Annotated in this window: 13 protein-coding genes; 5 read left to right on the top strand and 8 right to left on the bottom strand. The window is 55.7% G+C overall.

Features of this window, described 5'->3' with window-relative positions; all coding sequences use genetic code 11:
• Positions 1–88: 88 nt before the first annotated feature.
• The 6 genes from A3OW_RS0106390 to metH all read right to left on the bottom strand — a co-directional run bounded on the left by A3OW_RS0106390 (position 89) and on the right by metH (position 11137).
• Positions 89–3487, bottom strand: a complete 3399-nt coding sequence (locus tag A3OW_RS0106390; protein WP_020562596.1) for a transglutaminase family protein — start codon at positions 3485–3487, stop codon at positions 89–91.
• 178 nt (positions 3488–3665) lie between these two features.
• Complete coding sequence (locus tag A3OW_RS0106385) at positions 3666–4604, bottom strand: alpha-E domain-containing protein (RefSeq protein ID WP_026223377.1); 939 nt, start codon at positions 4602–4604, stop codon at positions 3666–3668.
• 4 nt (positions 4605–4608) lie between these two features.
• Positions 4609–6057, bottom strand: coding sequence for a circularly permuted type 2 ATP-grasp protein (locus tag A3OW_RS0106380; protein WP_020562594.1), 1449 nt, complete (start codon positions 6055–6057; stop codon positions 4609–4611).
• Between the two features lie 580 nt (positions 6058–6637).
• The gene (locus A3OW_RS0106375) at positions 6638–6904 is read right to left on the bottom strand and encodes a glutaredoxin family protein (protein ID WP_020562593.1); all 267 of its coding nucleotides are present in this window, start codon (positions 6902–6904) and stop codon (positions 6638–6640) included.
• A complete protein-coding gene (locus A3OW_RS0106370; RefSeq protein WP_020562592.1) occupies positions 6901–7407 on the bottom strand; it encodes a TIGR00645 family protein in 507 nt (168 codons plus the stop codon). Before A3OW_RS0106370 ends, A3OW_RS0106375 begins: the two co-directional genes overlap by 4 nt.
• Positions 7408–7462: 55 nt before the next feature.
• On the bottom strand, positions 7463–11137 hold the full coding sequence (gene metH, locus A3OW_RS0106365; RefSeq protein ID WP_020562591.1) for a methionine synthase: 3675 nt from the start codon (positions 11135–11137) through the stop codon (positions 7463–7465).
• Between the two features lie 94 nt (positions 11138–11231).
• On the opposite strand from metH, the gene A3OW_RS26950 reads away from it, so the two are divergent.
• Positions 11232–11423: a DUF2970 domain-containing protein gene (locus A3OW_RS26950; protein ID WP_083918152.1), complete on the top strand. Its 192-nt coding sequence runs from the start codon at positions 11232–11234 to the stop codon at positions 11421–11423.
• Positions 11424–11537: 114 nt separating this feature from the next.
• Here the strand turns inward: A3OW_RS26950 and A3OW_RS0106355 are convergent, their stop codons facing one another.
• Entirely contained in the window at positions 11538–11945 is a 408-nt protein-coding gene (locus A3OW_RS0106355; protein WP_020562589.1) for a hypothetical protein, read from the bottom strand.
• A gap of 45 nt (positions 11946–11990) precedes the next feature.
• Complete coding sequence (locus A3OW_RS0106350) at positions 11991–12380, bottom strand: hypothetical protein (RefSeq protein WP_020562588.1); 390 nt, start codon at positions 12378–12380, stop codon at positions 11991–11993.
• 723 nt (positions 12381–13103) lie between these two features.
• On the opposite strand from A3OW_RS0106350, the gene A3OW_RS0106340 reads away from it, so the two are divergent.
• From A3OW_RS0106340 to A3OW_RS0106325, 4 genes are all read left to right on the top strand, one after another.
• Positions 13104–13538: a hypothetical protein gene (locus A3OW_RS0106340; RefSeq protein ID WP_020562586.1), complete on the top strand. Its 435-nt coding sequence runs from the start codon at positions 13104–13106 to the stop codon at positions 13536–13538.
• Positions 13539–14387 carry a tetratricopeptide repeat protein gene (locus A3OW_RS26290; RefSeq protein ID WP_157385803.1) on the top strand — a complete coding sequence of 283 codons (849 nt, stop codon included), beginning with the start codon at positions 13539–13541 and terminating at the stop codon, positions 14385–14387.
• Positions 14388–14579: 192 nt separating this feature from the next.
• Entirely contained in the window at positions 14580–18089 is a 3510-nt protein-coding gene (gene smc / locus A3OW_RS0106330; protein WP_020562584.1) for a chromosome segregation protein SMC, read from the top strand.
• Positions 18089–18802 carry a cell division protein ZipA C-terminal FtsZ-binding domain-containing protein gene (locus A3OW_RS0106325; protein ID WP_020562583.1) on the top strand — a complete coding sequence of 238 codons (714 nt, stop codon included), beginning with the start codon at positions 18089–18091 and terminating at the stop codon, positions 18800–18802. The genes smc and A3OW_RS0106325 overlap by 1 nt, the downstream gene beginning before the upstream one ends.
• Positions 18803–18812 lie beyond the last annotated feature (10 nt).

The raw sequence follows: 18812 nt of genomic DNA, 5'->3' as shown, positions 1-18812 counted from the left end.
GGAATGAATCCGTAAATTACCGCCATCGTCATCGAGTTGCTCATCTATGCGTCTTTGCCGAACCGTTATCGATCTCCGTTACGATAAGTCAACGTCCTTGGTAACGCAAATCCAGAGTAAAAGGATAATCCATGCCGGGTTCTTCCGGAGGCGGCGCCATGGGTCTCGGCGCCGAATCGTGGACGCTGAATCGGCTCGTGGCAGACGTTTTCGACGAATCGGTTAGTATTGCCTGCAAGGGCGGCCGAATGACGCCGCCTGGCGTATGCCCGTAATTCCAGAAGCGGGTTATCCGCCGCGCTTCGGCTTCGAAGGCATTGACCGGAAAAGTATCGTAACTGCGGCCGCCGGGATGGGCGACGTGATAGGTGCAGCCGCCGACGGCATGGCCGTTCCAGGTATCGATGACGTCGAACACCAAAGGGACGTGCGGTGAAATCGTCGGATGCAGCGCCGACGGCGGCTGCCAGGCGCGGTAGCGGACGCCCGCGACGTATTCTCCCTTGCGGCCCGTGTTTCGAAGCGGCAGACGCCGGCCGTTGCAGGCCAGCACGTAACGGCCTTCGGTAAACCCGCCGATTTTAACCTGCATCCGTTCCACCGAGGAATCGACAAAGCGGGCCGTGCCGGAGCTGCCGACTTCTTCGCCGAGCACGTGCCAGGGCTCGATGGCGAAGTGCAGCTCGAGTTCCATGTTGTCGATCACGGTGCTGCCGTAAGCCGGAAAGCGGAATTCGAAGAACGGGTCCAGCCATTCCAGTTCGAAACCGTAGCCGGCGCGTTGCAGATCGTTGACGACGTGTCGCATGTCTTCCCGGACGTAGTGCGGCAGCATGAAACGGTCGTGCAGTTCCGTGCCCCAGCGGACCAGGTCGTGCCGGTAGGGTTCCCGCCAGAACCAGGCGATCAATGCCCGCAGCAGCAGCATCTGGACGAGCGCCATGCGCGCATGAGGCGGCATTTCGAACGCGCGCAGTTCAAGAATGCCGAGACGGCCCGTGGAACTGTCGGGAGAATAGAGTTTATCGATGCAGAACTCGGCCCGGTGCGTGTTGCCGGTGATGTCGGTGAGCAAGTGTCTGAGCAGGCGGTCGACGAGCCAGGGCGACGGCGATTCGCCTTGAGGCAACTGCTGGAAGGCAATTTCCAGCTCATACAACTTTTCGTCCCGGCCTTCGTCCACGCGCGGCGCCTGACTGGTCGGACCGATGAACATGCCGGAAAAAAGATACGACAGTCCCGGATGATGCTGCCAGTAAGTGATCAGGCTCTGCAGCAGGTCGGGGCGGCGCAGGACCGGGCTGTCGGCAGGCGTGGCGCCGCCGACGGTGATATGGTTGCCGCCGCCGGTGCCGGTATGGCGGCCGTCGAGCATGAATTTTTCCGTGCCGAGCCGGACCTGAAACGCCTGATCGTACAGCACCGTGGTTTTTTCGACCAGTTCCTGCCAAGTTGCCGAAGGATGAATATTGACTTCGATCACGCCGGGGTCCGGGGTGACCATCAGACGTTCGAGCCGGTAATCGCGCGGCGGTTCGTAGCCTTCGATGACGACCGGAAGGCCCAGCTTGGCAGCCGTCGCCTCGATGGCGGCCACTAGATCCAGATAGTGTTCGAGCATGGTCAGAGGCGGCATGAAGACATGCAGCCGGCCGTCCCGAGGCTCCACGCAGACGGCGGTATGGGGAACCTCGACGTGTACGGTTTCCTCGTCTCCGGGCTCCTGTTCGATGCGCGGCGGATAATCGCCGAGGCGGGCCGTGAAATGGCTGTAGCGCCGGGCGACGTCGCCGTAATAATCGGTCAATTCCGGAAGCTCGGCGAACAGGCTTTGCGGTTCCTGGATCTCGCGCTTGTCCGGAGCCACCCAGGGCAGGCTGCTCAGAGGCAGGCGCATGCCCATCGGCGAGGAGCCCGGAATCAGATGCATGCGGCCGCGCCGGAAATTCCAGGGGCCGCTTTGCCAATAATGGCCGTAGCCGTTCCATTTGAGCGGCAGTGCATATCCGACAATCCGGTCTAAACCGGCTTCCAGCAATTGAGCGACGGCTTTTCGTTCCGGAGGATCCTTCAGATCGTATTTGTAAGGATCGACGTTGTCCGGCAGAGTGCCTTCCTGCCAAAGACAATAAAAAATGTCTTCGTAAGCCGGAGTAATATAATGGCGCATCAGCCCCAGGTGCAGCGCCAGATGCTCTGCGAACGATAAAGCGTCGTCGACCGTGTGGTCATAAGTTTTGTTGATATCGGCCAGCCATTCGGGATGACGCCAGATAGAGGTGCCGTCCTTGCGCCAGAAAATGCCGTATTGCCAGCGCGGCAGCGGTTCGCCCGGATACCATTTGCCTTGTCCGTGATGCAGCAACGCGCCTTGAGCGAAAGCGTCCCGAAGGCGCTTGGCCAGCTCCTGCGCCCGTTCGCGCTTGTGTTCCCCGTCGGCTGCCGTGTTCCACTCCGCGCTTTCCATGTCGTCGACGGAAACGAAGGTGGGCTCTCCGCCCATCGTCAACTTGACGTTGTCGGCAAGCAACCGTTCGTCCACCTGCCGGCCGAGCATGTCGATCTGATGCCATTGCTCGTCGGTGTACGGTTTGGTGACGCGGGGCGATTCGTAAAGCCGCTCGACGGTATTGCTGAATTCGAACTGCACCTCGCACGGGTCGGTTTTTCCGGTGACCGGAGCGGCGCTGACCGGGTCGGGCGTACAGGCCAGCGGTATGTGGCCTTCCCCGGCCAGCAGCCCGGAAGTCGGATCCAGTCCGATCCAGCCCGCACCCGGAATATAGACTTCCGCCCAGGCATGCAGATCGGTGAAATCCTGTTCGGGTCCTGAAGGCCCGTCCAGCGGTTTGACGTCGGCGGTCAACTGGATCAGATAGCCCGACACGAAGCGCGCCGCCAGACCTTGACGGCGCAGGATCTGCACCAGCAGCCAGGCCGAGTCCCGGCAGGAGCCGCTGCGTTTGGCAAGGGTTTCCTCGCAGCTTTGGATGCCGGCTTCCAGACGTATGTTGTATCCGATTTCGGCGGCCAGCCGGCGATTGACGTCCACCAGAAAATCGATGATGCCTCGCTTCGAGGCATCGGTCCGGGTCAGCCATTCGCTTAACAACGGTCCGTTTTCATTGGTTTCCAGATAGGGTTGCAGTTCCTTGACGAGCTGATCTTCGTAGCGGAACGGATAGTTTTTCGCATAATCCTCGACAAAGAAGTCGAACGGGTTGATCACGGTCATGTCGGCGATCACTTCCACTTCCACGCGCAGCTCCCGACATTTTTTCGGGAAGACAACGCGCGCCAGGAAATTGCCGAACGGATCCTGCTGCCAATTGATGAAATGCTCTTTGGGCTCGATGCGCAGGCTATAGCCCTGGATCGGCGTCCGGCTGTGCACGGCGGGACGGAGGCGGAACACGTGCGGCGACAGCGAGACCGATCGGTCGAAGCCGTATCGGGTAGTATGGCGTATGGCGACGCGAACGGTCATAAGAAACTATCCTGTTGCCTGGAACTTAAGGGCATGTGCGTGTGCATTCTGAGTTATTTCCTACTCATCGGAAGTCTGAAAATCAAGCGGCAAGCCGGACCCCCGACAACAGCGATACGGTCTTCTCTGAGGGCACGGACTACCTTGCCATCGGTTTCGTGGAAGCTCAACCGTTTCGTCATGGCGCAGGTTCCGACAAAAACCAGGTCGAGGCAATCTGGTTGTGGGTGATTCCCAGCCGGGCCTGGATGGCATCCAGCAAGTCGTGCAATTGCGCCGGAGACAAGTGGTGCGCGTCCACGTCGGCAATAAAGTCGTCCAGCCGTTTCAGGTTGTCGATCAGCCCGTCCGAGTGCGGAAGACGGGTGATGCAGTCTTGCACTTCGTGAATGCAATGGGTCACCGAGCGGGGAAAATCGCCGTCCTTGAGTAAATACTCCAGCACGTCGCCGCCGTTGACGTGGAGCCGCCGGTGTTTGCGGTACATCAGCAGGGCACTGAGGGATTTCAGCACATGCCGCCAGAGGTTGCTTTCGTATTCTCGCATTTTGGCACTGCGGTCGTCGGCCAGAAGGACAGGGCAGGCGTCCAGAATCCGGCTGGTCATGTCGGCCCGTTCGATGTTCCGTCCCATCTGGATAAAATGAAACGCATCGTTACGGCTCATCGCGCCCGAGAGAAAACCGGTGAAACGCTGACATCCTTCCATGATCCTGTTCAGCAGCAACAGGCGTCCGCGCCGATGGGCGATGGAATCGACGTCGTTTTTGGCGAAGAGGTACATTTCGTTGACCTGTTGCCAGGCTTCATCCGGCATCAGTTCGCGAGACGTCCGGATATTTTCCCGGGCGAAATGCAGGGAAGAGAACAGCGAGCCCGGATTGGCCGAATCGGCCAGCAGGAAGCGCATGGTGTTCTGTTCGTTGGGCAAGCTGTACGTCTGAAAGAATTTTTCTTCCGCGCCGAAGATGTTGAGCAGATTGCGCCAGCTCAACTCTATGCTCATGGGTAAATCGAACATGAGATTCATGTATACGCTGAGCAATCGTGCCGTGTTTTCGGTCCGTTCCAGATAGCGCGCGAGCCAGTAGAGGCGTTCTGCCGAGCGTGATAACATGTCTTTAAGCATCCGTATTGATGATCCAGGTATCTTTACTGCCGCCGCCTTGAGACGAGTTGACCACCAGCGAGCCTTTGTTCAGCGCCACCCGAGTCAGTCCTCCGGCCGTCACAAAGCTCTTTCCCCCTTGCAGGATGAAAGGGCGCAGATCGATATGGCGCGGTTCCAGTTGATGGTTGCAGAGCGTCGGGCAGGTGGACAGCGCCAAAGTCGGCTGAGCGATGTAGTTGCGGGGTTGCGCGCGAATGATTTTGTGAAACTTCCGGATTTCCTCTTCGGATGCGTGCGGACCGACCAGCATGCCGTAGCCTCCCGATTCGTTGGCGGGTTTTACCACCAGTTCGGGAAGATGCGCCAATACGTAGTCGAGTTGATCCGAATTACTGCATAAATAAGTCGGAACGTTCGGCAGCAGCGGCTCTTCGTTCAGATAATAACGGATCATCTGCGGCACGTAGGCATAGACCACTTTATCGTCGGCGACGCCCGAGCCGGGTGCATTGGCCAGAGCGACGTTGCCCGCTTTCCAGGCCCGCAGAAGCCCGGGGGCGCCGAGCAGGGAATCCTTGCGGAACACTTCCGGATCGAGAAACTGATCGTCGATGCGCCGGTAAATGACGTCCACTTTTTCCAGGCCGTCAATGGTGCGCATGTAGACGCAATCGTCGTCCTGGACCACCAGATCCTCGCCTTCCACCAGTTCGGCCCCGATCTGTTGCGCCAGATAAGCATGCTCGAAATAGGCCGAATTGAATACGCCGGGCGTCAGTACGGCAATGCGGGGCGAGCCGGTTCGTTCCGGTGCTATGGATACCAGCATTTCGAAGAGATGAGCCGGATATTCGTCGACCGGCAGCACGTCCAGGTCCTGGAAGAGTTCGGGAAACACCCGCTTGGTGATGACCCGGTTTTCGATCATATAGGATACGCCGGAGGGCACCCGCAAATTGTCTTCGAGCACATAAAAAGTGCCGTCCTTGTCCCGGACCAGATCGCTTCCGCAAATATTGGCCCAGATGCCGTATTGGGGCCGTATGCCCACGCATTCTTTGAGATAGTTTTTCGAGCTGGCGATAATCGCTTCGGGAATGAGCCCTTCCTTAATGAAGGCTTGCTCGTTGTAGACGTCGTTGATGAAGCAGTTGAGCGCGGTCAGCCGTTGTTTCAGGCCCTTCTCGACCCGTTGCCACTCTTTGTATTCGATGATCCGGGGAATGATGTCGAACGGCCAGGCCCTGTCGATATTGCCTTCGTCGCTGTACACGGTAAACGTGATACCCATTTCCATGATGGCCCTTTCGGCAGCCGTTTTGCGGGCGACCAGAGCGTTCCCGTCAAAATTGTCCAGATACCGGCTCAAATGGTAGCCGGCGGCGCGCGCCTGATTCGCCGGGCAACGCATTTCATCGTAGGCATTGGTGATGGTGTAGGAATCCCATAATGACGTCATAACGCACACCTCCGAAAAAGTCGTTTGCCCGGGAGCACCCAATTGCTTTGCATGTTGTTAAAAAAAGGCGCTTGTTCTTGAGAGAAAAGCGCCTAGGTAAGGTACAACACACGAGGAGAACATCTTGTAAATAGATTAAGCAGAATGTATGCCAAATTAATTTTTATGAGGACTTTACGTGTTTATTGATTGCTAATGGATGGAACGGAGCGTTTCGGTTCGTGCTGTTGACCGGTTTATGCACCAGAATTACTGTGGGCACGGTTGGGTTTGAACCATATTGGTGCGAAAATTTCTGGTTCGGGACAAGGATGCTCGGCGTCCCGAACCGCAGAGCAGTTCGAACTGCGTTCCCATTCATGCCCTTCAGGGTGCGCAGAGTGTGGGAACGATCGGGCTGCATTTCAGGAAGTAATTTTTAGCCACATCCTAAAAAGAGATCTGCCAGGTTTTAAAAACCTGGCAGGTCTTCCTTTCGATGCTGCCCACCGGGTAGAGGCGAATTGTTTTGCTTGGATCAGACCTCGAAGGCAAATGAATTAAACGAAAAAGATCCGGAATTAGCCCGATGGGCTCGGGCTTACGGGAGCGAGTTTCCGATTCTGGCGATGAATTCTTCCAATTGCAGTAAGTCGAACGGCCACGCCAGTTCCAGGCCGGATTGGGGATGAGACAGCACCGGAATGCGGAGCGCATAACGTTCGTGCCAGCCCTCCTGCTCGGCGATGTCGATTGTCCGGACTGCAATCTTATTCCGTCCGGACGAATCGTACTCGCCGAGAAGCTGTTCGGCTTCTTCGCAGAGGTGGCAGCCGGCGGTGCCGAACAGCGTCAGATGCAGGGTCAATGCTTGGTCAATTTGTCTTGGAAGGCCATCAGCAGCGCCGAAACGACCAGGGTGAGATGAATCAGCACGTACCATGTCAACTTGGCGTTATCGATGGCCATGATGTTCATGAACACTTTCAGCAGATGAATCGAGGAAATGGCGACGATCGACGAGGCCACTTTCATCTTCAGCGATCCGTAGTCGTGCGTGCCGAGCCAGTCCAGCTTTTCCGTAGTCTCCTCGATGTCGAGACGGGAAACGAAGTTTTCGTAGCCGCTGAAGATGACGATAACCAGAAGGCTGCCGACCATGCTCAGGTCGACCAGTGTCAGCAGCTTCAGGATCAGATCGGATTCATTGATCTCCAGGACATGGGGGATAAAATGATACAGTTCCTGGATAAACTTGACGAACAGCGTAAACAGCGCCAGGCTCATGCCCAGATAAATGGGCGCCAGTATCCAGCGGCTGGCGTACATCAGCCGTTCCAAAGTCCGTTCAATGCGGGATTGTGTCGTCATGCGTATGAATTCAGGTTCCTGATGAAAGTTTCCGTTATTTTGCGAGTTTCGGGTTTCAATGGTTGAGATGAGCCGATAGCCAGCGTTCGGCCAGTTCTTCGGAGATGCCCTTGCGTCGGGCGTAGTCCTGCAACTGATCCTTGTTGATTTTGCCGACGTTGAAATACTGCGACTCGGGATGGGCGAAATACCAGCCGCTGACCGCCGAAGCCGGATACATCGCATAGCTTTCGGTCAGTTCTATGCCGGTGTTTTCGGTCACGTTCAGCAATTCGAACAATTTGGCCTTCTCCGTGTGGTCGGGGCAGGCGGGGTAGCCCGGAGCCGGGCGAATGCCCTGATACGTTTCATTGATCAACTGCTCGTTGTCGTAGTTCTCGTCCCTGGCATAGCCCCAATGGTCCTTTCTGACCGCCTGATGCATGTACTCGGCAAAGGCTTCGGCCAGCCGGTCGGCCAGGGCTTTCAGCATGATCGCGCTGTAGTCGTCGTGTTCGCGTTCGAATTCCCGGAGTTTTTGTTCGATGCCGATGCCGGTGGTTACCGCGAAAGCGCCCAGATAATCGGCAATGCCGCTGCCGGCCGGGGCGATGAAATCGGACAGGCAATAGTTCGGACGGCCCGGCGCCTTGACGTTCTGCTGCCGCAAATGGCGCAGAATCTCGCGCTGTTCGGTTCGCGATTCGTCCGTGTACAGAATGACGTCGTCGCCTTCGCTGTTGGCCGGAAAAAAGCCGATGACGGCTCTTGCGGTCAGCCACTGTTCGCTGATGATTTTTTTCAGCATAACCTGGGCGTCGTCGAACAGTTTTCTGGCTTCGGTTCCGACCAGAGGATCGTCCAGAATCTTCGGATAGCGCCCCGCCAATTCCCAGGTATGGAAGAAAGGAGACCAGTCGATATACCAGACCAGCGTTTCCAGCGGAAAATGGTCGATGACCTTGACGCCCAGAAACGACGGCCTGACCGGCACGTAATGGCTCCAGACGGCCTTGTTTCTGCGCGCTTCCTCGAGGCTGTGCTGTCTGCTCTGTGCTTCCCGGCCTTTGTGGCGGTCCCTGATTTCCCGGTATTCCTGACGCACGCCGGCGATATAGTTGTCTTTCAGTTCGGCGCTGAGCAGGCTGCCGGCCACGCCGACGGCGCGCGAGGCATCGGCAACATAAACCGTGGGGCCTTCGTAGTTGGGTTCGATTTTAACCGCGGTATGGGCGCGGGACGTGGTCGCGCCTCCGATTAAAAGCGGTATCGCAAACCCTTGCCGCTGCATTTCCCGTGCGATGTGCACCATTTCGTCCAGCGAGGGCGTAATCAGACCGCTCAAGCCGATCGCGTCGACGTTTTCCAGGCGCGCGGTCTGCAGGATCTGTTCCGCCGGCACCATGACGCCGAGATCGATGACTTCGTAGTTGTTGCATTGCAATACCACCCCGACAATATTTTTGCCGATGTCGTGCACGTCGCCTTTTACCGTCGCCATTAGAATTTTGCCGTTGGTTTGCCTTTCGCCCGACTGTTCGGCTTCCATGAACGGCATCAGATAAGCGACCGCTTTTTTCATGACCCGTGCCGATTTGACGACTTGCGGCAGGAACATCTTGCCGGCGCCGAACAGGTCGCCGACGACGTTCATGCCGTCCATCAGCGGCCCTTCGATGACCTGCAGCGGCTTATCCGCTTCCAGACGCGCCTGTTCGGTGTCTTCCTCGATGTAATCGGTGATGCCTTTGACCAGCGCGTGTTCCAGCCGTTGTTTGACGGGCCAGCTCCGCCATTCCAGATGTTCCTGTCTGGCGTCCTCTCCGGAGCCCATGCTGCGGTATTTTTCGGCCATTTCCAGCAGGGCTTCGGTGGCGCCCGAGTGCAGGTTGAGCACCACCGTTTCGACCGCGTCCCGCAAGTCGGGCGGAATGTCTTCGTAAATCGCCAGTTGTCCGGCGTTGACGATACCCATGTCCATGCCCGCCCGGATCGCATGATACAGAAACACCGCATGGATCGCTTCCCGCACCGGGTTGTTGCCCCGGAAGGAAAAGGACACGTTGGAAACGCCTCCGGACACCAGGGCGTAAGGCAGCGTTTGCTTGATTTCGCGGGTGGCCTCGATAAAATCCAGTCCGTAGTTATTGTGCTCGTCGATGCCGGTAGCGATCGCAAAGATATTGGGGTCGAAGATGATGTCTTCGGGCGGAAAACCGACCTCTTGAGTCAAAATGCGGTAAGCTCTTGCGCAGATTTCGACTTTTCTGGCCCGGGTGTCGGCCTGGCCCTGTTCGTCGAAGGCCATGACAATCACGGCCGCACCGTAACGGCGGACCCGTTTGGCGTGTTCGATGAATACGGTTTCGCCTTCCTTCAGCGAGATGGAGTTGACGATGCCCTTGCCCTGGATGCATTTGAGCCCGGCCTCCAGGATTTCCCATTTGGAAGAATCCAGCATGATCGGCACCTTGGCGATGTCTGGCTCGGCGGCGATCAGCATCAAAAAGCGCACCATCGCCTGTTTGGAGTCGAGCATGCCTTCGTCCATGTTGATGTCGATGATCTGGGCGCCGTTTTCGACCTGTTGTTTCGCCACGTCCAGAGCCGCTTCGTAGTTGCCTTCGACGATCAGTCGCTTGAACGCCGCCGAACCGGTGATGTTGGTACGCTCGCCGACGTTGACGAACAGACTGTCCCGCCCTATCGACATCGCTTCCAGCCCCGAGAGCCGGCATTCTTTCGGAATGTCGGGAAGGGCTCTCGGCGGGTATTTTTGCACGGCGGCAACGATGGCCCTGATATGGTCGGGCGTAGTGCCGCAGCAGCCGCCGATGACGTTCAAATAGCCGCTTCGCGCCCAGTCGGCGAGTTCTTCGGCCATGGCTTCGGGCGTTTCGTCGTATTCGCCGAATTCGTTGGGCAGGCCGGCATTCGGGTGAGCCGAAACGTGCGTATCGGCAATCGAGGCCAGTTCGTCGATGTGCTGGCGGAGTTCCCGGGCGCCCAAGGCGCAGTTGAAGCCGAAAGAGATGGGCTCGACGTGCTTTAACGAATGCCAGAAGGCGGCGACGGTCTGCCCCGACAGGGTGCGTCCGGAGGCGTCGGTAATGGTGCCCGAGATCATGACCGGCAATTTATAGCCGATCGAGTCGAAATACTGCTCGACTGCGAAAATGGCCGCCTTGGCGTTCAGGGTATCGAACACCGTTTCGATCAGAAGGATGTCGGCGCCGCCGTCGATCAGGCCCCGCACCGATTCGGTATAGGCCTCGGCCAGTTCGTCGAAGGTGATGTTGCGAAAACCCGGATCGTTGACGTCGGGCGACATCGACGCCGTGCGGTTGGTCGGGCCTAGAACGCCGGCGACAAAGCGTGGTTTTGCCGGTGTCCTGGCGCTGTAGTCGGCCGCCGCTTCGCACGCAAGGCGGGCGGATTCCAGATTGATTTCATAGGCCAGTGACTCCATGCGGTAGTCGGCCATCGCAATCCGGGTGGCGTTAAAGGTATTGGTTTCGATGATATCGGCGCCCGCGTCCAGATAGGCGCTGTGAATGGCCTTGATGATCGCCGGCTGAGTCAGCGACAGAAGGTCGTTGTTGCCTTTAAGATCGCTGTCCCAGGCGGCGAAGCGCTCGCCTCGGTAGTCCTTCTCATCGAGTTTGTAGCTCTGGATCATGGTGCCCATGGCGCCGTCGAGAAACAGGATTCGTTGCGCTAATTGCTTTTTTAACAAAGTGGTTTTATTCATCAAGGCGGCCACGGATTAATGCAGTTGACCCAAGTCGGGATTGCTCGAAGGACAATCATTCACTATAGTATTTTCCATTTGAGAGGAAACCGGTATGCCGAAACCAACAATTTTGGATGTAGCTAAAAGCGTAGTGTCAGCAGCCTTCGGCGTGCAAAGCGATAAAAACAGATTGAAGGATTTTGAACAGGGTTCGCTTCCCGTTTATATCATTGCAGGATTGATTTTCATTGCGCTTTTTGTCGGCGGGCTGATCTTCATTGTTTCCAGGATTGTCGGCTCGTAATTTTTCGTTACGGTTTTTCCGGGATCGAATGTATTGAGAGTCCGGCTTCATTCGAACCCATAAAAAAAGCTCAAGTCCGGCTTGAGCTTTTTTTTTATGATGGGCTGAACAGCCTTATTCCGGCGCTTTGAAGCTTTGAGCCACGCTTTTAAACATGTCTTTAATGCCGCCGAACAAATTGGAGACGTTGAAGCTTTCTTTGGTTATGAATTTGAGGCGCATCACGGCTACCGCCAGAAAGCCGGCGATAGGCGGCATTAATTCGAAAAATACCGACAGGAGAAATCCGCCGGCGCCTTGAAAACCGCCTTCGTTCTTGCGGTCTCCCACGCTCAGCAAATCCCGCTCGTAATTGCTATCGGCACCGCTGCCTCTGATTGCTTCGAGAATATAAACATTGGCCTGGACCAGCAGCATCTGCACGGCAAAAAACACGCCGGCGCTGATGGCTACCCACATCAGTACTTTGTCCGATTTCGCTTTTACCGCCGATTGATAAACCCAAAGAACGGTAAAAATCATTATTATACCACCGATCATAGCTACACCCTTTTGTGAATTATTATTTTATTTTTTTGTTAGAAAAAAGTATTGAAACGTACATTTTATCGTCATTTTGGCGTCGTCTTTTTCGACCACCTTGCAGTATTCGTATTTTCCCCGGCCTGGAGCAATCTCCTTTTTGATCGACCCGTCTTCTACCGAATAATTGACCGCTATTTTCATTTCCTGGGTCCGGCCAAGGGAATCCGTCGCTGTCGTATGAAGAATACCGTCGTTGGCAAAATCCCACTCAATGTCTACATGTTTTTTCTCTCCGTCCAGTTTGCCGGCTTCCGCATACAACTTCCATTTGCCGAGAATTTCGGACTTGTCTTTCAGCATGACGTCCGCATTCACCGATAAAGCACAAAAAACCGCCGCCAGCGGTGCTATTTTAATGTATCTTTCGATCATATCTCCAGCCCTGTTTAAATCAATAAAGCACGAAGTTTAAACTAAACCTCAACGGCTATCGAGCATTTATTTTGCAAAGGCAATAATGAACTATAATAGAGTTTTTTAGTCGCTTTCATCAACAATAAGCCTTGACTTTAGCTTCACCTAAAGTATTATGTAGCTTCCACTTGCTAATCATCTAGCAATTCTTAAATTTAAAATTATAGGTAGGACATATATGGGGTTTATCTTAGATTTGACTGAGACTTTAAAAACACCGGCTGGCATTGTTGGCTTACTGGTTGTTGTAGGTGCAGTGCTTGCCTTGTTGAAATGGGTATTTGCTCCACATCCTGATGACGAGCAATAAGCCGTTTTCAAAATAAAGTCATGCTTAGGCCGCTCGCACCGAGTCCGCAGCGGCCTTTGTTTTGTGTTTCCTCACCATTATTTTCTTCTTTTCCCGTAATTATTGCTGGAATCGGTAGATTCTTTTCGATGCAGAGTCTGGGCGAGCCGAGTCCCATTCATTCTCCACCCTGTTTTTTCGGAAACCCATTGAGAGATGGTTGCCTTCGCGCTTCCCGATGGCCGATTCTTTGTTTTCCTGGGCAAAAAGGAGGCGGTTGATTGCCGGCCTGATGGCTGCTAAGCGATTAATCTTACGGCGTCCCATCGAGCGGCGCAGCCACAATCGTTAGTGTGGTGCCGGCATTTAATTTCCCAAAGCGAAAATTCGAGATGACCGAAGATCACTCAAAAAGCCACGATAAAAAACGACTAAAAGTAAACGTCGACGAGCATCGCACTCTCCTGGATCCGAGTCAAAGCAAGCGATTGAGTGAAATGGCCGGCCGTTTTGGAAAAGGAAGTCGGAGCAACCCGGATTCATGCGGGAAAAGCTCCCGGTCTGAAACGAAGGACGAGACGGCAATACAGTTGGCAATCGCCAGAGAGCTGATCGACCGTAGAATAACCGAACTCATGAGCCGCCTGCCCGAAGGCAAGAAAAATACATTGTTTCGCCTCAGATATGGTACCGTGGACGGAATTAAAAGCATGGTCATTTCCGAAGCCTTTCGACGGTTGGCCATCGACGGCAAGGGCGTGAAACTCAGGATGCTTGCCGATATGAATTATTATGGGCCGACGGAAAGGGCTCCGTTCGGAAATTGAATGGCTTTCCAAGTTAAATTCCGGAATTTATCGAGAATTAGCATGTTCTATCAGCGATTTTTTTTGATTTTCTGTTTTACTTTGATGCTGGCGGGCTGCGCCGGTTTATATGAAAAACAGCCTCCTGCGCCCGTATACGGCGGCCGGCAAGGAAGAATCGTTCAGGCTACGCCCCCCAGGCAAAGCCCGCAGGCAATGACTAAACCGGTCATGCCGGCGCCGCCGCAATCGGTGGTAAAAACGGAGCCTCTTCAAAACTTCGAGCAGAAACTGACGCCCATCGAAGTGATGCCTCAGGAAGACGGTTCGGTCCAGGATCAGGGACGGGCCGAGGATTCGGAGCAACAGGGATTTTTCGCCGAGCCGGAGCCGTCTCAGACCGACAGTCCTTCGTCCGAGGTTCCGGATACGGAAAAGCCGGCTCCCGTTCCTGCGCCCGAACAGGCCGCAGCGCCAAAACAGGAGATCGCTCCGGAGCCTGAGATCATGCCGATGACTCCGTTCCAGCCCATCGATCCTCCGGCCTCCTTATCGCCGGCGATCGGCGCGTTAGTCGTTGCCGCCAACCAGAGCACCCAGCTCGGCAATGTCGATGGGGCGGCGGCCAGCATCGACCGGGCTCTTAAAATCGAGCCGAGAAATCCGGCTTTGTACTACAAGCTGGCCTTGTTAAGGCTAAAACAGTCGAAACCTCAGGAAGCGGAAGATCTCGCGAAGAAATCCGCTCTGCTGGCCGGCAAGGACAGGCAATTAAAAAGGCACAGTTGGTTATTGATTGCCCACGCCAGGGAATTGCGGCGTGACTACAAAGGCGCCCGTCAGGCCAGGGCCAAGGCGGACAGCTTTTAACGGCGCGGCTTTACCGAATCGGCGCACGGCTGATTAACTCTGCTTGAGCGTGAGGGAAGAGCGGCCGAAAAGTAGGCCCTTCTTGAACTCATTTCCCGGCGGGCCGATAAAAAAGTCGAAAGATCATGCAATATCATCGATAATAGCTTGTTTATTCGTTATAAATCATAACGCTCGACGGTTCCTCCCCTAATGAAGCTTGAAAAAATCAAACTTTCGGGTTTTAAATCTTTTGTCGATCCGACGGCGATCCCCATCTCCGGCAATCTGACCGCCATCGTCGGTCCCAACGGCTGCGGCAAATCGAACATCATCGACGCGGTGCGCTGGGTGATGGGCGAAAGCTCGGCCAAACACCTGCGCGGCGGCAGCATGGCCGACGTCATCTTTAACGGTTCGTCCACGCGCAAACCGGTCAGCACCGCCTCGGTCGAACTGGTGTTCAACAACAGCGAAGGCAAACTGGGCGGGGAATATGCCCATTATTCGTCCATTTCCATAAAGCGCCAGGTAAGCCGGGACGGCCAGTCCCTGTTTTTGCTGAACGGCGCGCGCTGCCGACGCAAGGACATTACCGACATTTTTCTGGGGACCGGACTCGGCTCCAGAAGCTACGCGATCATCGAACAAGGCACGATTTCGAGGATGGTCGAAGCCAAGCCGGAGGATTTGAGAGTCCACATCGAAGAAGCCGCCGGCATCTCCAAGTATAAGGAAAGGCGCATGGAGACGGAAACCCGCATGCGCAATACCCGAGAAAATCTCGACCGGCTTGAGGACGTGCGCGAAGAAGTCGATAAACAGCTTAAACATCTGCAAAAACAGGCGGAAAAAGCGGAAAAATACACCGAACTGAAGAAGCAGGAGCGCCAGTTCAGGCTCGAACTGTTGGCGATGCGCTGGAATACGTATGATCTTGCCGGAAAAGCACTGGAAGCCAGGCTTCAGGAAGTGGCCGGCGAGCACAACCGATTGTTCGTTCAGTTGCGTGAGATGGAGAGCCTTCTTGAAGCCAAGCGGGTGGAACATAAAAGCCAGCAGCAGCAATTAAACCGTTCGCAAAGCGATTATTACCGTGCCGTTGCCGAAGTCGGCAGCCTGGAACAGGCCATCAGGCACAGCGAGAACAGCCGGCAGGAAACCTCGCGGGAAATCGAGCGCACCCGGCAACTGATCGAACAGTCCGGAGTCGAGCTCGAAACCGATTTGCAGCAGCTCGAAAGCATCAAGGAATCTCTGTCCGCCGCTGAGGAAGAATTGCTGATCGCCGAGGAGCGCCAGCAGGAGACCTTGCTGTTGCAGCAGGAATCCCAGCAGAAAATGCGTTCCTGGCAGCAGCAGTGGGAAACTTACCGGACCGAAAATTCAAAATACAAGGAGCAGGCCGAAGTGCAGCGGGTCAAGGCTCAGCATCTGGAAGATCAGAATCGGCAGTTGCAGATTCGCATGGACAGGCTGCAAAGCGAACGCAGCGAGCTGGAGTCGAGTCATTTGCAAGACGAAATCGAAGCGCTGGAAAATCATGTCGAAATGATCGAAGCCCAGCGTAGCGAACTGCGGGACCAGCTCGAGGAATTGCATCAACGGATTCGCAGCCGGCGGCAGCAGCTCAAACAGATCCATGACGATTTGCACGGCCGCCGTTCCGAACTTCAGAGCGTGCGGGGCAAGATCACCTCGCTGGAATTATTGCAGCAGCATGCGATGGGCAAGGATAACAAAAAACTGAGCGTCTGGCTGGAGTCCGTGCATCTGCACGACAATCGGCGCCTTGCCGAATTCCTGGAGGTGCAGTCCGGCTGGGAAAGGGCGGTGGAAACGGTGCTGGGCGGCTATCTGGACGCCATCTGCCTCGACAGCGCCGAGCAGGCGGTTTCTTTTTTGCAGAGTCTGGACGACGAATCGGTCACGCTCTTCGAAACCGGCGCCGAAGCCCCAGCTCCCGTCCAGGGGCCGCTCGTTCCCTTGCTGGACAAGATAGCGTCGCCGTGGAGCCTGTCCGGTTTGTTGACGGGAGTGTATTGCGCCGAAAATGCCGAGATCGCCCGCGCTTCGTCGGCGAAAATCAAGGCCTACGAATCCATCGTCACGCCCGACGGGGCCTGGTTCGGTCCGGGTTGGGTCAGGATCATTCGGGACAAGGACAGTAAAGCCGGCGTTTTACAGCGCGAAAAGGAACTGCGGCAGTTAAAGCGGCGGCAGGACGAATTGCGGACTGAAATCGCGGGCCTGGAGGAAGCTCTGGAAAACACCGAAGCCGGATTGAAGGAAGCCGAAGTGCAACGAGATCAGGCGCAGCAGCAGGACAGCCGCCTGGGCAATGAACTGGCGGTCAAAAGCGCGGAATTCAGCGCGCAATCGGCCCGGCTCGAACAGCAGCAGCGCCGGCTTGAGCACGTCTTGAACGAAATCGAAGACATTTTCCGGGACACTGCCGACAACAGCGAAAGGCTGGCGGAATGGAAAAGCCTTCAAGAGCAGGCCGAGCGGAATCTGCTCGATCAGGAATTGAAAAAGCAGGATCTGGAAGCCGTCAATGAAGAATTGACGAGGGCGATGGCCGCGGCCGAGCAGGCCGTCGGCGAAGCGCGCCATCAGGTGTACGCGGTCAAGACCCGCATCGAAACCCAGCGCTCGTCCGAAACCTCCCTGGTCCGGCAGATCGAGCGCCTGCAGACGCAGCATCAGGCTTCCGGCCAGCGCATTCAGGAACTCGAACACAAATTGCAGCAAACGATCCGGCCGCTCGATGATGAAAAAGCGCGTTTGCACGAGCTGCTGATGCAAAAGGACAGCCTGGAGGAACAATTGAAAGCGCAGCGTACGCTGCAGGAGCGCATCGAAGCCGAGATTACGCAACGCTCCGAAGAGCAGGCGCGCCTTCAGCGGTCGCTGGAAAGACAAAAGGAACTGCTGGACGCCAAGCGCTTCGAACTGCAGGAAAGCCAGGTCCGCCGGCAGACCGTCAATGAACAGTTGCGGGAAATCGAAGCCGACCCGGAAACGGTGCTGAAAGGCTTGCCGGAACAGGCCGACGAGACGGCCTGGAAAAAAAGGGTCGATGATTTGTCGGCCCAGATTGAACGTCTGGGTACGATCAACCTGACCGCTATCGAAGAATACAAATCGCAATCCGAGCGGATGAGTTTTTTGAACGCCCAGCATGCGGACCTGGTGGAAGCCCTGCAGACGCTGGAACAGGCGATCAATCAAATTGATAAAGAAAGCCGGCTGCGTTTTAAGGAAACTTTCGATAAAATAAATAACGGCTTGCAGGAAAAATTTCCGAAATTGTTCGGAGGAGGGCAGGCTTACCTGGAATTGACCGAGCAGGATGCGCTGGAGGCCGGCGTCGCCATTATCGCCCGCCCGCCCGGTAAAAGAAACAGCTCCATTCATCTGCTGTCGGGCGGCGAAAAAGCCTTGACCGCGGTGGCGCTGGTCTTCTCGATCTTCGAGCTGAACCCGGCGCCTTTCTGCCTGCTCGACGAAGTGGATGCGCCGTTGGACGACGCGAACGTCGGTCGCTTTTCAAAAATGGTTGAAGAAATGTCGGCATCCGTACAGTTTCTTTATATTTCGCACAACAAGGCGACCATGGAAATTGCGCAGCAACTGGCGGGCGTGACGATGAAAGAGCCGGGCGTGTCCCGAATGGTTGCGGTTGATATTGAAGAAGCAGTAAGTTTGGCAGAGACCTAATGGATAAAGAATTGTTAAGAATTGTTATCATTGCAACCGGCCTGCTGGTCATCGTCGGCATGTTGCTGTGGACCTTCCTGAAAGGCCGGCGTTCTCGTCGCGATACGTATTTTTACGGAGACGACGTCATCGGAAAAATCGACGAGTCCCTGATCATCAAAACCGATCACGACGATTTCGACATCATTCCGCTGGGGCCGGCGGGGCAAACGGCGGACGAGCGGGAGATCCCCGACCGCTATGCCCGGCACGAAGAGCCGGCCGAATGGGAGATCGATGAACCGGAAACGGAGATCGAAGAAGACGAGCCGCCGCCGCGCTTCATTGCCCCGCAAATCATTCAGTTCAGCGTGATCGCCAAGGCGGAAGAAGGATTCAACGGCCTTGACCTGGTCAATGCTTTTCAATTGGCCGGACTCGAATACGGCAACCTGAAAATTTTCGAACGCCTCGACGGCAACCGCCTGGTCGATTTCGGCGTCGCCAGCATGGTGCCTCCCGGCACGTTTCCCGAACAGGATCTGGACTCGTTTTACTGTCCCGGCATCGTTTTCTTCATGCAGCCGGCCGAACTGGAAGATGCCGCCTCGGTATTCGAAGACTATCTGGACACGATCGAACTGGTCGCAGCGGAGCTGGACGGAAGAATTCTGGATCATCAGCGCCAGCCTCTGACCGACGACACGGTGCGGTTGATCCGGCAAAGTTTGTAATTTCATAACG

The sequence above is a fragment of the Methylosarcina fibrata AML-C10 genome (assembly GCF_000372865.1).
GTDB lineage: Bacteria > Pseudomonadota > Gammaproteobacteria > Methylococcales > Methylomonadaceae > Methylosarcina > Methylosarcina fibrata.
This window is presented reverse-complemented; position numbering and strand designations above follow the sequence as displayed.

Excerpts from the sequence above, each read along its gene's own strand:
- A3OW_RS0106390 (WP_020562596.1), bottom strand. The coding sequence starts at position 3,487 with ATGACCGTTCGCGTCGCCATACGCCATACTACCCGATACGGCTTCGAC.
- A3OW_RS0106355 (WP_020562589.1), bottom strand. The coding sequence starts at position 11,945 with ATGATTTTTACCGTTCTTTGGGTTTATCAATCGGCGGTAAAAGCGAAA.
- A3OW_RS0106325 (WP_020562583.1), top strand. The coding sequence starts at position 18,089 with ATGGATAAAGAATTGTTAAGAATTGTTATCATTGCAACCGGCCTGCTG.
- smc (WP_020562584.1), top strand. The coding sequence starts at position 14,580 with ATGAAGCTTGAAAAAATCAAACTTTCGGGTTTTAAATCTTTTGTCGAT.
- A3OW_RS26290 (WP_157385803.1), top strand. The coding sequence starts at position 13,539 with ATGGCTTTCCAAGTTAAATTCCGGAATTTATCGAGAATTAGCATGTTC.
- A3OW_RS0106380 (WP_020562594.1), bottom strand. The coding sequence starts at position 6,057 with ATGACGTCATTATGGGATTCCTACACCATCACCAATGCCTACGATGAA.
- A3OW_RS0106370 (WP_020562592.1), bottom strand. The coding sequence starts at position 7,407 with ATGACGACACAATCCCGCATTGAACGGACTTTGGAACGGCTGATGTAC.
- A3OW_RS0106350 (WP_020562588.1), bottom strand. The coding sequence starts at position 12,380 with ATGATCGAAAGATACATTAAAATAGCACCGCTGGCGGCGGTTTTTTGT.
- A3OW_RS26950 (WP_083918152.1), top strand. The coding sequence starts at position 11,232 with ATGCCGAAACCAACAATTTTGGATGTAGCTAAAAGCGTAGTGTCAGCA.
- A3OW_RS0106385 (WP_026223377.1), bottom strand. The coding sequence starts at position 4,604 with ATGTTATCACGCTCGGCAGAACGCCTCTACTGGCTCGCGCGCTATCTG.
- A3OW_RS0106340 (WP_020562586.1), top strand. The coding sequence starts at position 13,104 with ATGACCGAAGATCACTCAAAAAGCCACGATAAAAAACGACTAAAAGTA.
- metH (WP_020562591.1), bottom strand. The coding sequence starts at position 11,137 with ATGAATAAAACCACTTTGTTAAAAAAGCAATTAGCGCAACGAATCCTG.